The organism is Cellulomonas sp. Root485, from assembly GCF_001426705.1.
GTDB lineage: Bacteria > Actinomycetota > Actinomycetes > Actinomycetales > Cellulomonadaceae > Cellulomonas.
Genome location: NZ_LMFC01000004.1, coordinates 287918 through 302334, shown reverse-complemented (window position 1 = coordinate 302334; position 14417 = coordinate 287918). Strand labels below are relative to the sequence as shown.

15 protein-coding genes are annotated in these 14417 nt (G+C 72.2%); 2 read left to right on the top strand and 13 right to left on the bottom strand.

Annotation, left to right across the window (positions count from 1 at the left end):
• Positions 1-18 precede the first annotated feature (18 nt).
• On the bottom strand, positions 19-669 hold the full coding sequence (locus ASD16_RS18905) for a DUF2017 domain-containing protein (protein WP_055921379.1): 651 nt from the start codon (positions 667-669) through the stop codon (positions 19-21).
• A complete protein-coding gene (clpS, locus tag ASD16_RS18900; protein WP_082571012.1) occupies positions 669-962 on the bottom strand; it encodes an ATP-dependent Clp protease adapter ClpS in 294 nt (97 codons plus the stop codon). The genes ASD16_RS18905 and clpS overlap by 1 nt, the downstream gene beginning before the upstream one ends.
• Before the next feature lie 51 nt (positions 963-1013).
• Here clpS and ASD16_RS18895 point away from each other — a divergent pair, with 51 nt between their 5' ends.
• On the top strand, positions 1014-2357 hold the full coding sequence (locus ASD16_RS18895) for a nicotinate phosphoribosyltransferase (protein WP_055921375.1): 1344 nt from the start codon (positions 1014-1016) through the stop codon (positions 2355-2357).
• 39 nt (positions 2358-2396) lie between these two features.
• On the opposite strand, the gene ASD16_RS22105 is transcribed toward ASD16_RS18895, so the two are convergent.
• The 9 genes from ASD16_RS22105 to ASD16_RS18855 all read right to left on the bottom strand — a co-directional run bounded on the left by ASD16_RS22105 (position 2397) and on the right by ASD16_RS18855 (position 11426).
• A complete protein-coding gene (locus tag ASD16_RS22105; protein ID WP_200943006.1) occupies positions 2397-2552 on the bottom strand; it encodes a hypothetical protein in 156 nt (51 codons plus the stop codon).
• Between the two features lie 263 nt (positions 2553-2815).
• Positions 2816-4636 (bottom strand): DEAD/DEAH box helicase, encoded by a 1821-nt coding sequence (locus tag ASD16_RS18890; RefSeq protein WP_055921785.1) that lies wholly within the window; start codon positions 4634-4636, stop codon positions 2816-2818.
• On the bottom strand, positions 4633-5013 hold the full coding sequence (locus ASD16_RS18885) for a DUF3039 domain-containing protein (RefSeq protein ID WP_055921372.1): 381 nt from the start codon (positions 5011-5013) through the stop codon (positions 4633-4635). Before ASD16_RS18885 ends, ASD16_RS18890 begins: the two co-directional genes overlap by 4 nt.
• Before the next feature lie 49 nt (positions 5014-5062).
• Positions 5063-5845, bottom strand: coding sequence for a glucosamine-6-phosphate deaminase (gene nagB / locus ASD16_RS18880; protein WP_055921369.1), 783 nt, complete (start codon positions 5843-5845; stop codon positions 5063-5065).
• Complete coding sequence (locus tag ASD16_RS18875) at positions 5845-6834, bottom strand: ROK family protein (protein WP_235523424.1); 990 nt, start codon at positions 6832-6834, stop codon at positions 5845-5847. The genes nagB and ASD16_RS18875 overlap by 1 nt, the downstream gene beginning before the upstream one ends.
• A 1-nt stretch (position 6835) precedes the next feature.
• Positions 6836-7747, bottom strand: coding sequence for a carbohydrate ABC transporter permease (locus ASD16_RS18870; RefSeq protein ID WP_055921366.1), 912 nt, complete (start codon positions 7745-7747; stop codon positions 6836-6838).
• Entirely contained in the window at positions 7744-8685 is a 942-nt protein-coding gene (locus ASD16_RS18865) for a carbohydrate ABC transporter permease (protein ID WP_055921363.1), read from the bottom strand. Before ASD16_RS18865 ends, ASD16_RS18870 begins: the two co-directional genes overlap by 4 nt.
• Before the next feature lie 153 nt (positions 8686-8838).
• On the bottom strand, positions 8839-10164 hold the full coding sequence (locus ASD16_RS18860) for an extracellular solute-binding protein (protein ID WP_055921359.1): 1326 nt from the start codon (positions 10162-10164) through the stop codon (positions 8839-8841).
• 86 nt (positions 10165-10250) lie between these two features.
• Positions 10251-11426, bottom strand: coding sequence for an ROK family transcriptional regulator (locus tag ASD16_RS18855; protein WP_055921356.1), 1176 nt, complete (start codon positions 11424-11426; stop codon positions 10251-10253).
• Between the two features lie 195 nt (positions 11427-11621).
• Between ASD16_RS18855 and ASD16_RS18850 the strand changes: the two genes are divergently transcribed.
• Positions 11622-12641 carry an LLM class flavin-dependent oxidoreductase gene (locus ASD16_RS18850; RefSeq protein ID WP_235523423.1) on the top strand — a complete coding sequence of 340 codons (1020 nt, stop codon included), beginning with the start codon at positions 11622-11624 and terminating at the stop codon, positions 12639-12641.
• Here the strand turns inward: ASD16_RS18850 and ASD16_RS18845 are convergent.
• Both ASD16_RS18845 and ASD16_RS18840 read right to left on the bottom strand, forming a co-directional pair.
• Positions 12617-13270, bottom strand: coding sequence for a response regulator transcription factor (locus ASD16_RS18845; RefSeq protein ID WP_055921349.1), 654 nt, complete (start codon positions 13268-13270; stop codon positions 12617-12619). The two genes, ASD16_RS18850 and ASD16_RS18845, sit on opposite strands and share 25 nt — an antisense overlap.
• Complete coding sequence (locus ASD16_RS18840; protein WP_055921346.1) at positions 13267-14403, bottom strand: sensor histidine kinase; 1137 nt, start codon at positions 14401-14403, stop codon at positions 13267-13269. The genes ASD16_RS18845 and ASD16_RS18840 overlap by 4 nt, the downstream gene beginning before the upstream one ends.
• Positions 14404-14417 lie beyond the last annotated feature (14 nt).

Sequence of the window (14417 nt, the reverse complement as noted above, 5' to 3'; positions counted from 1 at the left end):
AGCCTAACCGCTGGCGGCTCACTGGTCCGCCGGGCGCCCCGCGGCGCGCAGGTCGTGCAGCAGCAGGTCGACCAGCGACTCCTGCAGCCAGCTCAAGGCTCCGTAGACGGCGACGAGGTAGCGCCGGGCCGCCGGGTCGAGAATCTCGTCGACCTCCTCCACCTCCGACTGCGGCGAGTCCAGCAGCGCGTCGTACAACCGCTCGGCCTGCTCGTCCGTGCGGATCCCGAGGCGTTCGGCGAGCACGAGGCGCAGGTCCGTGATCGCCGCGGCGACATCCTTCGCGTCCTGCGGCGCGATCACGAACGCGTCCGCCCGCCAGCCCTCGGTGGGGGTGGTCAGGGCGTCCCAGAGGCTGGTCAGGCGCGCGATCTTGCCCGCGCGCAGGTCGTCCTCGGTGAGCCGGCGGAACTCCTCGGCGACCTGCGGGTCGTCGCGCGACGCGTCGGGCAGCAGCCGGCGCACCGCGGGGTCCGACGGCGGCGGCAGCGGCTCGATCCGCATGCGCGGGTTGCCGTCTCCGACGACGACGGACTCCGGGTCGCGCGCCTCCAGCCGCCCCGCCCCGAGCAGCTCGGCGACGTCCGCCACGAGCGCGGCGATGACGTCGCGCTCGTCGGTGTCCAGGCGGGCGGCGTACATCCCCCGGCGACGCTTGAAGGCGCGCATCACTGACCGCTGCGCTGGAGCGTCGCCCAGAGCCCGAAGCCGTGCATGGCCTGCACGTCGACCTCCATCGCCTCGAGCGACCCGGTCGACACGACCGCGCGCCCCTGCTCGTGCACCTGCTTCATGAGCCGCTCGGCCTTCTGGCGGGGGTGCCCGAAGTACGACTCGAACACGTATGTCACGTAGCTCATGAGGTTCACGGGGTCGTTCCAGACGATCGTCACCCACGGGTCGGCGACCGCGGTCTTCTCCTCCTGCGCCACGTCGGCGTCGGGGAGGGTCTGCACTGGCACGTCGTCCACTGTAGGTGGGTCCGGCGGGACCGTCCGCCCTACGTTGAACCCATGACCGCACCGCAGCCGCCCAGCGCGGCGCTCCTCACCGACCGCTACGAGCTCACCATGCTCCAGGCGGCGCTGGCCGACGGGACTGCGCACCGGCGCTGCGTCTTCGAGGTGTTCACGCGCCGGCTCCCCGCCGGCCGCCGCTACGGGGTGCTGGCGGGGACAGGTCGGGTGCTCGAGATGCTGCCGCGCTTCCGGTTCGACGCGCCCGAGCTCGACTGGCTGGCCGACGAGCGGGTGGTCGACGACGCGACGCTCGCGTACCTGGCGGACTACCGGTTCACCGGGTCGGTGGTCGGGTACGCCGAGGGTGAGGCGTTCTTCCCGTCGTCGCCGGTCATGGTCGTGGAGGGCACGTTCGCGGAGGCGGTCCTGCTGGAGACGGTCGTGCTGTCGATCCTCAACTACGACTCGGCCGTGGCGTCCGCCGCGTCCCGCATGACCAGTGCGGCGGTCGACCGTCCCTGCCTGGAGATGGGGTCGCGGCGCGCGCACGAGGAGGCGGCCGTCGCGGCGGCCCGGGCGGCGGTGGTCGCCGGCTTCGCGGGGACGTCGAACCTGGAGGCGGGGCGCCGGTACGGTCTGGCGACGATCGGCACGGCGGCGCACGCCTTCACGCTCCTGCACGACGACGAGGCCGCCGCGTTCACGGCGCAGGTGGCCGCCTTCGGCCCGGGGACGACGCTCCTCGTCGACACGTACGACGTCCGCCGCGGCGTGGAGCTCGCCCTGGCGGCCGCGGGGACGGGGCTCGGAGCAGTGCGGCTCGACTCCGGGGACCTGGGGGTCCTCGCGCACGAGGTCCGCGCGCAGCTGGACGAGGCCGGTGCCGGGAGCACGAAGATCACGGTCACCTCGGACCTGGACGAGTACGCGATCGCGGCCCTCGCGGTGGCACCCGTGGACTCGTACGGGGTGGGCACCTCGGTCGTCACGGGGTCGGGCGCCCCGACGTGCGGGATGGTCTACAAGCTGGTCGCCCGCGAGGGGGCCGACGGGGCGTTGACGCCGGTGGCGAAGGCCGCCCGAGGGAAGGTCAGCGTCGGGGGCCGCAAGGCGGCAGCGCGGCGGCTGGGGGCCGACGGGCGGGCGGTCGAGGAGGTGCTGGTCTCGGGTCCCGACGACGACGTCCGGGGCTGGGTCTCCGACGATGCGTCGCTGCGCGCGTTGCACGTGCCGCTGGTGACCGACGGGGAGGTCGATCCTCGGTGGGTGGGCGCCGACGGGGTGCGCCGGGCAGCAGAACGGCACCGCGCCTCGCGCGACGAGCTGCCGCGCGGGGCGCGACGGCTGTCGGACGACGAGGCAGCGGTGCCGACCGTGGCGCTGCGGCTCGGGGACTGAGGGGCCCGAGCCGCAGCGCCGGCACTGCGGTCAGGGTGTCTAGACCCGCGAGCGGCCCCGGCCGACCAGCCCGAGGATCAGGCTGATGACGAGAACCGCCACACCGATCCAGATGAGCCACTGGCCGATGCCCGTCGCCACACCGAGCACGACGAGGACGACACCGACAAGGATGAGGATGAGCCAGCTAGGCATGGTTGACCCTTTCGTTCTGTGGTCACCGATCCGGCAGTCCGGGGGTACCCGGCGCCGTGTGTCACAGGACAAATCTGGCAGCGTCTGGGCACCTCGGCACGTCGAGCGAAAAGTTGCGCGAGGGAACCGGACTGCTATGTGGTCGCGCGTCCAGGGCGCTGACCTGCAGGTTTACCACTGAATTAGCCGGTCCGCATGCTGAGACAGGCCTTGCGGCTTTACCTGTTCTAGAGGTAATCGCGCGATGCTCATGAACGCGTCGGTCACTTCTTGCCGACGAACCACCCACGGACCATCGCGACGCGCGCCGTGAGCTGGTCCGGGTCCGCCAGCGCGACCTCCGGACCGCCGCACCGGCGCCGCAGCTCGTTGTGCACCGACCCGTGCGGCTGACCGCTCTTGCGGGCCCACGCCCCCACCAGCTGCGAGAGCTCCTTGCGCAGCTCCGCCTGCTTGCGGTGGTCCATCTCCGCCAGCGCGTCCGCCGCCGAGGCGGTCCTCTTGCGCCCGCTGATCTGGTCCGCCTGCCGCTGCCGGAGCAGCGCGGAGACCTGGTCGACGTCCAGCAGCCCGGGCAGGCCGAGGAAGTCGAGCTCCTCGTCGGACCCCATCTCGGCGCCCGTTCCGAACTCACCGCCGTCGAACAGCACCCGGTCGAACGATGCCTGCGCCTCCAGCGCCTCGAACGCGCCCTGCTTGCCGTCCGGCCCGATCTCGTCGGCACCGTTGCGCTCGCGGTTGGCCTCGTCCAGCAGCCCGTCGTCCAGGCCGACGTCGACGCCCTGCTCCTCGAGCGTCTTCGGGCGGTCCAGCGCGTGGTCGCGCTCCAGCTCGAGGGTGTTCGCGAGCGCGAGCAGCTGGGGGACGCTCGGCAGGAAGACCGAGGCGGTCTCGCCCCGGCGGCGCGCACGCACGAACCGGCCGACCGCCTGCGCGAAGAACAGGGGTGTCGCGGTGCTGGTCGCGTAGACGCCGACCGCGAGGCGCGGCACGTCGACGCCCTCCGAGACCATCCGGACGGCCACGAGCCAGCGGGAGTCCCCCGCGGAGAACTCGTCGATCCGGTCGCTGGCACCGTCGTCGTCGGACAGCACGACCGTCGGGGACTTGCCGGTGATCCGCGCGAGGTGGCCCGCGTACGCCCGGGCGTCCGTCTGGTCCGTGGCGATGACCATCGCCCCCGCGTCGGGGATGGCCCGACGCACCTCCGACAGCCGGCGGTCGGCGGCCGCGAGCACGCTCGGGATCCACTCCCCGTTCGGGTCGAGGGCCGTCCGCCACGCCTGCGCGGTGATGTCCTTGGTCAGCGGCTCCCCCAGCCGGGCGCTGATCTCGTCGCCCGCCTTGGTGCGCCAGCGCATCGAGCCGCTGTAGGACAGGAAGATCACCGGGCGCACGACGTGGTCGCGCAGCGCGTCGCCGTAGCCGTAGGTGTAGTCCGCGACGCTGCGCCGGATCCCGTCGCGGTCACGGTCGTACCGCACGAATGGGATCGCCGCGGTGTCGGACCGGAAGGGGGTGCCCGTCAGCGCCAGCCGGCGGGTGGCACCCTCGAAGGCCTCCCGGACGGCGTCGCCCCAGGACAGCGCGTCGCCGCCGTGGTGCACCTCGTCGAGGATCACCAGCGTGGGGGCGGCGGCCGTCCGTGCGGCATGCAGCGCGGGCTTGCTGGCCACCTGCGCGTACGTGACGGCGACGCCGTCGAAGCCGTGGCCGTGCCGGCCCTGGGCGTTGCTGAAGTTGGGGTCGAGCGTGATGCCCACCCGGGCGGCCGCGTCGGCCCACTGGCGCTTGAGGTGCTCGGTGGGCGCGACGACGGTCACCCGACGGACCAGCTTCGCCTCGAGCAGCTCGGTGGCGATCCGCAGCGCGAACGTCGTCTTGCCGGCGCCCGGTGTGGCCACCGCGAGGAAGTCGCGCGGGTTGGCCGTCCGGTAGTGCTCGATCGCCTCGGCCTGCCAGGCGCGCAGCTTGCCCGCCGTGCCCCAGGGCGCACGCGCGGGGAACGCCGGCGGCAGCTGGGAGGCCGCCGACGAGGACGCGTGGGTCGAGGGGAGGGAGGACGGGCGCGGGGCGGCCGTCACGCGCCGCCGCTGCCGGGGTTGCGGCCGAAGCCCCACTTGCGGCCGCCGCCGGAGCCCTTGCCGCCCTCGTTCTTGTCGCCGTCGCCGTCCTGCGGCTCGCGCAGCCCCTCGTAGATCTCCTTGCAGACGGGGCAGACGGGGAACTTGTTCGGGTCCCGGCCCGGCACCCAGACCTTGCCGCAGAGGGCGATCACCGGCTTGCCGCTGATGGCGGAGTCGAGGATCTTCTCCTTGCGCACGTAGTGCGCGAACCGCTCGTGATCGCCCGGCTCGACCTGCTCCGTGGTCTCCTCGCGCTCCAGCACGCTGGTCGACGTGCCCGGGTCCGAGGAGAACGGGTCGTCGGGTCCGGTGCTCGGAGGCAGGGGCTCGCTCATGGCGTGAAGTGTACGTCGGGAGGCCGACACGACCCGGGCACGTCCGCGCTCAGAGACCCTGCCAGTCCGGCTTCGCCGCGAACGTCTCGCGGTAGTAGTCGGCCAGCTGGAGGCGGCTCGCGGCGGCGTCGTCGACGAGCACCGTGACATGCGGGTGGTGCTGCAGGATCGTCGCGGGCCACATCGCGCTGACCGGACCCTCGACCAGCTGGTGCACCGCCTCGGCCTTGCCTCGGCCGGTGGCCAGGAGCACGAGGTGCCGAGCGGACATGATCGTCGCGAGCCCCTGGGTGAGGCAGTGCTGCGGCACCTGGTCGATGTCGCCGCCGAAGAAGCGGGCGTTGTCCTCGCGCGTCTGACGCGTGAGGGTCTTGATGCGGGTGCGGGACGCGAGCGACGAGCCGGGCTCGTTGAAGGCGATGTGCCCGTCGGTGCCGATACCGAGGAGCTGCAGGTCGACCCCCCCGACGGATGCGATGGCCTCCTCGTAGGCCCGGCACGCACCGACGAGGTCGTCGGACAGGCCGTCCGGACCCTGCACCGCACCGGGTGCGAAGTCCACGCGCGACGCGATCTCCTTCTCGATGACGTTGCGGTAGCGCTCCGGGTGGTCGGCGGCGAGGCCGACGTACTCGTCGAGCATGAAGGCACGCACCCGCGCGAACGACAGGCCGTGCTCGGCGTGCCGGCGGGCCAGCTCGTCGTAGACCGCGAGCGGGCTCGACCCCGTCGCCAGTCCCAGGACCGCGTCGGGCTGGTCCCGCACCAGCTGCTCGACCGCCGAGGCGGCCAGCCGGCCCAGCTCGGGCGCCGGTGCGATGACGACCTCCATCAGACGTACTCCCCTCGACCGAGCAGTGCCGCGCCGACCGCGCCGACCGGCACGTCCGCGGGCGCGAGGCTCACGCGCCGCGCCAGACCCATGGTGGCAAGGAACGGGGACGCCTGCGCCTCCCGCTCGAGCTCGGCCGTGACCGCCCGCAGCAGCGGCTGGCCCAGCGCGCTCACGCCGCCGCCGATGACGACGAGCTCGACGTCGCAGGTCAGCACCAGGATCCGCACCGCGGCGGCGACCGCCCAGGCGAACTGGTCCCGGATCACGATCGCCTCCGTGTCGCCGGCCTCGGCCGCCGCGAACAGCTCCTCGGGCGCCGGGCGCCCGTACGTGCTGGGCCAGGCCGTGTCGAGCGCCGAGCCCGACGCGTACTGCTCCAGGCAGCCGAGCTGGCCGCACTTGCACGGCAGGCCGTCGGGGACGAGCGTCAGGTGCCCGATCTCCCCGGCACCGCCGGTCGACCCCCGGCGCAGGCGACCCTCGAGGAGCAGCCCGGCTGCGAGGCCCGTGCCGAGCGCGAGGAAGGCGAGGTCGTGCACGACGGCGTCCTGGGTCGACGCGTGCCCGCCGTCCACCGTGTGCGCGGCGCCGACGACGGCCACCGTCAGGTCGTTCTCGACGCGGACCCGCACGCCGAGCCGGTCGGCGACGAGCGACCCGAGCGGGGTGCGCTCCTCGATGCCGAGGTTGACGGCGTGCTCGACGGTGCCGTCGGACGGGTCGACCACGCCGGGCAGGCCGATGCCGACCCCGGCGAGCTCACCGACCGGGATGCCGGCGCCCGCGCACAGCTCCTCGACCACCGAGACCGCCGTGTCCACCACACCGGACACGCCCCCGACCGTCGCCGACCGCAGCTGGTGCGTCACCACGCCGTCGGCGTCGAGCAGCACGCCGAGCACCTTGGTGCCGCCGACGTCGAGACCGACCGACCACTGACTCCCGACCGGCGCCCAGTGCGGCGTCGGGATCCCCTGCGTACTCACGTCAGCCCTTCACCGCACCCGCGACGAGCCCGGACGTCATCTTGTTCTGCACGAACAGGAAGAAGACGATGACGGGGATCGCGATGAGGGCCGAGCCCGCCATGACGACGCCCCAGTCGGTGGCGCGGTTGGACTCGACGAGCCCCTGCAGCCACAGCGGCAGCGTGCGCTGCGCGGGGTCGGTCATCACGACGAGGGCCAGGGTGTACTCGTTCCAGGCCTGCAGGAACCCGTAGACGCCGGCGGCGACGAGCCCGGGGGCCAGCAGCGGGAACGTGATGCGGAAGAACGCGGCGGTCCGGGAGAGCCCGTCGACCATCCCGGCCTCCTCGAGCTCGATCGGCACGCCCGCGACGAACCCGCGCAGCATCCAGATCGTGAACGGCAGGATCGCCGCGGTGTAGACGAGGGACAGGCCCGCGACCTTGTTGACCAGGTTCCAGCCGTCGAGCATCTGGTACTGCGAGATGAACAGGCCCTCGGCCGGGATCATCTGCACCACCAGGATCGTCAGGATGAAGCCCTTGCGGCCGCGGAACCGGAACCGGCTGACGGCCAGCGCGGCGAGGAAGGCGAACAGCAGCGCAGCGACCAGGACGACGACCACGACCGCCAGCGAGATGCGCATCGCGGCCCAGAACGTCGGGTCGTCCAGCACGCGGCGGAAGTTCGACAGCGTGCCGCCCGCGGGGAAGAACGTCGGCTCCGGGGTCTGGAGCTTGTTCACCGGGAGGAAGGCGCTGTTGATCATCCAGTAGATGGGGAAGACCCACATCGCGGCCAGCACGACGGCGAGGACGCCGAGCGCGCGGCGGCCGACCTTCGACTGGGCGCGACCGGCCTCCGACGACCGGGTGGGCTTGCGGGGTCTCGGGTCGAGGGTGGTCGGCGCGGGCGTGGTGACGGCGCTCACAGCTCGTCCTCCTTCAGCATCTTCCGGATGTAGAACCCGGTGAGGGCGAGCGTGATGACCAGCATGATCGTGGCGAGCGCGCCCGCGAGCGAGAACTCGTCGGCGTAGGAGTAGATGAGGGTGCCCAGGAGGTTGGTCTCGCGGGTCGGGGCGCCCGCGCGCTGGAGCACGTAGATCTGCGTGAACACCTTGAAGTCCCAGATCACCTGCAGGAGCAGGACGATCGACAGGACCGGGCGGACCATCGGCATCGTGATGTTCCAGAACCGCTGCCGGGCGGACGCGCCGTCCAGCTGTGCGGCCTCCATCGTCTCCTCGGGCACCTGGAGCAGGCCCGCGTAGACGGAGAACGCGACGAACGGCACGGACATCCACACGACGATGACGGTGGCGACGAAGTAGAAGGACAGCGGCTCGATGATCCACGAGTGACCGGCCATGTCCTCGAGACCGAACCAGTTGCTCAGGACCCAGTTGATGACGCCGTACTGCGAGTCGAACAGCCACTGCCAGACCGTCATCGACGCGAGGACCGGCGTGCCCCAGGCGAGGAGCAGCGCCACCTGCAGCGTCATGCGGGAGGGCTTGCCGATCCGGGACATGAGGACCGCGAAGGCGACGCCGACCAGCATCGTCACTGCGGCGTTGACCAGGCAGAAGGCGATCGAGCGCCCGATGACCGTCCACACGTAGGGGTCGGTCAGCAGGTCGGTGTAGTTCTGCAGGCCGACCCACTCGGCGGGCTGGCCGAACTGCTGGCGCAGGCCGTACTCCTGGAAGGAGATGACGAACTGGCGGACCAGCGGGTAGCCGAGCGCGACACCCATGAGGATCGCGGCGGGGACGAGCAGGCCGTACACGCCGAGCTTGCGGCGGCGGCGGCGCGGGAAGACGACGTCGGCGTCGTCCTGCTGCAGCGCGGGGGCAGTGGCTGCCATGTGGAGCTCCTGTCTGGTGGCACGACCGGGCCGGCCTGCGTGGGCAGGCCCGGTCGAGCCCGGATCAGGTGGTCGGCCGATCGAGGCGGCGGACCGGTGGTTCGTGGATCACCGGGCCCGGCCGGCCGTGTGTGACGGCCGGCCGGGTGGTGATCAGTTCAGCGCGTCCTCGAGGAGCTGGTCCGTCTCCGCGGCAGCCTCCTTGACGTCCGCACCGGTGGCGAGCTGCTGGAAGAAGTCCTCCAGGATGCGGTCACCCTCGACGTCGGCCCACTTCTCGGCCGCCGGCGTGAGCTTGGCGTCGAGCGCGGCGGCGACGGCTGCCTTGGCGTACACGTCGTCACCCATCGAGGCGGCGTACTCCGTGTTGCCCGGGATGAGGCCGTTCGAGCCGAGCATGTTCTGGAACTCCTCCGTGAAGATGATCTTCAGGAGGCTCTTGGCCAGCTCCGGGTGCTTGGACTTCGCCGCGACGGCGATGTTCGAGCCGCCCGCGAAGCCGTTCGCGACCGAGCCCTCGTCCAGACCGGGCAGCGGGAAGATCCCGGTGTGCTCCTCGTTGCAGGCCTGCTGCTCGGTCCGGAGCGCCTTGGCCTCGTCGGACGTGTCGTCCGGGTCGACGGCCTTGTTGCACTGCGGCAGGTCGATGCTCCACCGCGCCCACGTGGGAGCGGAGAACATGGCGGACTGGCCCGCGTTGAACGGGACCCACGGCTCGTTCGAGTCGCTGTCTGCCGGCGCGTTGGTCGCGTTGGCGAACAGGTCCTGGACCTCCTCGAGGCCCTTGATCGACTCGGGCGAGGAGAGCGCACCCTTCCAGGTGTCGCCGTCCTGGACCGCGAGGTCACCGCCGTTGGTGTAGATCCAGGCGGCGCCGTTGTACCAGTCCTGGCCGGGGAACCAGAAGCCGGACTGCGTGTCCGTCTGGAGCTTCTTGGCGACCTCGGTGAACTCGGCGAGCGTCGTGGGGACCTCGACACCGGCCGCGGCGAACGCGTCCTTGTTGTAGAACACCGCACGGGCACCGGAGTAGTACGGGGCGGCGTAGAACTTGCCGTCCGCGCTACCGGCCTCGACGAAGCCGGGGAGCAGGTTGTCGCCGCCCAGCTCGTCGTACATGTCCGAGATGTCGGCGAAGGCGCCGGCGTAGGTGAAGGTCGGCGACTGCGTGTTGCCGATCTCCACGACGTCGGGCGTCTGGTCGGCCGAGCCGAGCGCGGTCTGGAGGCGCGGCACGAGGCCGCTCCAGTCCTGCTCCTCGATGACGAGCTTCGAGCCGGGGTTCTCCGACTCGAACGTCGTCGTGAGGTACTCACGCAGGGCGTCCGGGGTGTCCGTGCCGTTGAGCCACAGCTTGATCGTGGCGGCCTCGGGCGTGCCGGCGTCGGTGGGCGTGTCGCTGGCGTCGTCGCCGTTGCCACACGCCGTGAGCGTGAGCGCGGCCGCCACGCCGACGGCCGCGAAACGTAGGATCTTCACGTTGGGGTTCCTCCCGTGAGCGAGGCGCGCGCCGGACGGCGCCGCCGGGTGGTGATTCCGACCTGCAGTGGGCCGGCTGGGGGTCGTCACGAGACCCCCAGCTGGCCTGACAGGACGAGGACAGCCGCACCAGCGAGCGCCCCGTCCTCGTCGAGGGATCCCATCCGCAGTGCCAGTCCGTGCCCGATGACGGGCATCGTGCGTGCGCGGACGGTGGCGAGCGCAGACTCGCGCAGAGCGCCGTCCAGCAGCTCCGGGGGGCCGGAGAGCAGGACCTCTGCGAGGTCGAGCGCACTGACGACGGGTGCCAGGGCGATGCCCAGCAACCGTCCGACCGACGCCAGGGCGGCGTCGGAGTCTTCGGTGGACAGACCGGCGGTCCGGCGGCGCAGGGCCGGGACGCTCAGCACGGTCTCGAGGCAGCCGGAGCGGCCGCAGGCGCAGTCGAGCGGCGGCTCGTCGCGCACGTCGCCGTCGACGACCGTGACGTGGCCGATCTCGCCGGCCGCGTGGTGCCGGCCGAGCACGAGGGCGCCGTCGACGACGATGCCGGCGCCCACGCCCTCCCCGATCGTCACGACCATGCAGCCGGACCCGGCCGCGGAGCCGTAGGTGAACTCGCCGAGCGCGCGGGTGTTGGCGTCGTTGGCGACGTGCACCGGGACGCCGAGGCTCTCCGTGAGGCGCGTGGCCAGAGGCAGGTCGTACCAGCCCCGGTTCGGCGCCTGGACGACCGTGCCGTCGAGGTCGATGACGCCCGGGGACGCGATGCCGACACCGATGACGGGGCAGGTCGCCGCGGCCAGCAGCTCGCGGCAGAGGCTCTCCACCAGGTCCGCCGCGTCCTGCCCGGTCCGCCCGTCGAGAGCGACGGACCGCCGGACGGCCACCGCGCCGACGAGGGTCATCACCGCGCCGAGCAGGTGCGTGTCGTTGGTGAGGTCCACCACGACGATCTGGAACGCCTCGGTCCGCATCCCGACGAGCGTGGCCGGCTTGCCGACCTTCCCCTCGACGCGGACACCCAGCTCCTCGACGAGGCCCTCGGCGATCAGCGCGGCCACCAGACCGGACACGGTCACCCGGGTCAGGCCGGTGCTGCGGGCGATGTCGGCGCGCGAGGCGTGGCCGATGTGGAACAGGTGCGAGAGGACCAGCGACCGGTTGTGCGCGCGGGCGTGCTCGGGCAGCACCTTGCCCGTCGGGCGCAGGGCCCGACCGACTCCGTGGGCTGCCGCGAGAGGCTGCGTGGTCGCTGTCACGTTTGTTAGTAGACCTTCCTTACAAATCCATGTCAACTCTGATCTGTGACCGTGACCACATCGTGATCGGACGTTCACCGGACCGACTCATGGGATGACAGGGCCGGAAACGATTCAACCGGCGAGCCCCTCACCTGCGGGAACACCGGGAACAGTCAGTACGGTCCATGCGTTCGCATCGGTATGGAGCTCGGCATGTACACGTTCGGCGACGTCGGGGACACCTCCCCCGGCCAGCGCATCCGGGACGTGCTCGAACGCATCCGGCTGGCCGAGGAGGTCGGCCTCGACTACGTCGGGATCGGCGAGCACCACCGCCCCGACTACGCCATCTCGTCGCCGTCGACGGTCATCGCCGCCGCCCTCGCGCAGACCTCCCGGATCACGGTCGGCAGCGCCGTGACCGTGCTGTCCACCGAGGACCCGGTGCGCGTCTACCAGCAGTTCACGACCATGGACCTGCTCTCCCAAGGACGCGTCGAGCTGCTCGCCGGCCGCGGCTCGTTCATCGAGTCCTACCCACTGTTCGGGGCGTCCCTGGACGACTACGACGAGCTCTACGACGAGAAGATCCAGCTGCTCCTGCGGCTCGACGCGGCCGAGCGGATCACCTGGCAGGGGCGGTTCCGCCCGGCGCTGGAAGACGCCCTCGTGCTCCCGCGACCGCACGGCGAGCACCTGCGGATCGCCGTCGCGACCGGCGGCAACCCGCAGTCGTCGGTGCGCGCCGGGCTGCTCGGGCTGCCCATCAGCTACGCGATCATCGGCGGCCAGCCGGCCCAGTTCGCCCCGCTCGTCGACCTGTACCGCCGCGCCCACGATCAGTCCGAACATCCCCGTGCGGCCCCGTTCGTCTCCGTGGCCGGGATGGGCTTCCTGGCCCGGGACGGCAAGGCTGCCCGCGACTCCTTCTACCCGTACTGGCTGGAGTCCATGCGCCGGATCTCCTCGGAGCGCGGGTTCGCCATGCCCAACCGGATCTCCTACGAGTCGCAGGCCGCTCGCGGCGGCGCGTACTTCGTCGGCGAACCGGAGCAGGTCGCGGAGCGCATCGTGGCCCTGCACGGCGTGCTCCAGCACGACCGGCAGGCGTTCCAGATGGACCTGTCCGGGGTGCCGCAGGCGGAGTCGCTGACGTCCATCGAGCTGCTGGGCACGCAGGTCGCACCGCTGGTGCGCGACGCCCTGGGTCAGTCCATCCGGCCCGACTCGTAGGCCCACATCGCGAGCTCGACCCGGTTCCGGGCGCCGAGCTTGTCCATGAGGCTGCCCAGGTGTGTCTTGGTCGTGCTCAGGCTGATGTGCAGCTCGTCGGCGATCTCGACGTTCGTCCGCCCCCGGGCCACCGTGAGCAGCACCTCCTCCTCCCGCACGGTCAGCGGCACCACGGGCGGCAGGACCCGGCTGCGCTTCCCGGTGGCGGCGAACGCGGCGAGCAGCCGGACCGTGACGTTCGGTGCGATGAGCGCGTCACCGGCGGCCGCGGCGTGCACGGCCTGGACCAGGAGCTCCGGGCCGGCGTCCTTGAGCAGGAAGCCGCGCGCGCCCGCCTTCAGCGCACCGTGCACGTACTCGTCCAGGTCGAACGTGGTGATCACCACCACCGCGAGCGGGTCCGCCACGTCGGGTCCGGCCAGCCGTCTGGTGGCCTCGATGCCGTCCAGCTCCGGCATCCGGATGTCGAACAGGCAGACGTCGGGGCGCAGCTCCCGCGCCTTCGACACCGCCTGCCGTCCGTCGGCAGCCTGGCCCACCACGTCGATCCCCGGCTGCGCGTCGAGGATCATCGACAGCCCGGTGCGGACCAGCTCCTGGTCGTCCGCGACGAGCACCCGGATCGTCATGCGACCGCCCCCGTCCGCGGCAGCACCGCGACGACCGTCCAGCCGCGCTCCGCTCCCGGCCCCGCGTCGAGCGTGCCGCCCAGGAGGGACGCCCGCTCGGTCATCCCCACCAGCCCGTAGCCAGTCCCGGAGCGGCCCTGCAGCTCGCCGTCGTCGTCGACCGTCAGCCGCACGGACTCCTCGTCCGCCGTCACCGCGACCCTCACCTGCGAGGCGAACCGGGCGTGCCGCAGCGCGTTGGTCACCGACTCCTGGGCGAGCCGGTACAGCGCCGCACCGACGGCGGGCCGCAGGCCGTCGAGGTCGCCCGACAGCTCGACCGCGACCCGCGGCGGACCACCGGCGGAAAGCCGCTCGATGTCCGCGACCCCGCGCTGGGGCGCCAGCTCGGCGGCGTCGTCGTCGCGCAGCGCGCTGACCATCAGACGCATCTCCGTGAGCGCCCGGGACGCCTCGCCCTCGATCACGACGAGGGCGTCGAGCGCCGCGGACGGGTCCGTCGCCGCCACCACCCGTCCCGCCTGCGCTCGCACGGCGATCGCGGACACGTGGTGCGCCACCGTGTCGTGCAGCTCCCGGGCCAGCTGCTCCCGCTCCCGCAGCCGGACCTGGTCCCGCTCCCGCAGCCGTGCCGTGGACGCGAGCCGGATCCAGGCGCCGATCGCCGCGGGCGCCAGGATGAACACCACGCCGAGCACGGCCTCCGCGATCCCGTTGAAGTCCCCGGCGATCCCGAGCGCCGCGGCCACCAGGACCGCCGCGAGCCCGAGCACGATCTCCCGACCGCTCCCCCACCGGCACAGTGCGTACGGCAGCACGATCACGCACACGTTCGTGTAGAGCCCCAGCTCGGCCACCCCGCCCACCAGGGTCACCGTGTTGACCACGATCAGCGTGCCGAACACGACCAGGACCGCACCCAGCGGGTGGGTCCGGCGCCACAGCAGCGACAGCACCGCGACGAGAGCCAGGACCAGTGCGACCGGCCCCCAGACCACTCCGGGTCGCAGGACGGCTTCGAGCACGGCAGTCGGCACCAGCACGGCGACGAGCACCCAGTCCCGCCACACCCGGGCGGGTGCACCGGGCGCTCGGGGGGCTGTCCAGAACGGACGGAGGGCGTCGGGGATCACGTGGTGCAGCCTAG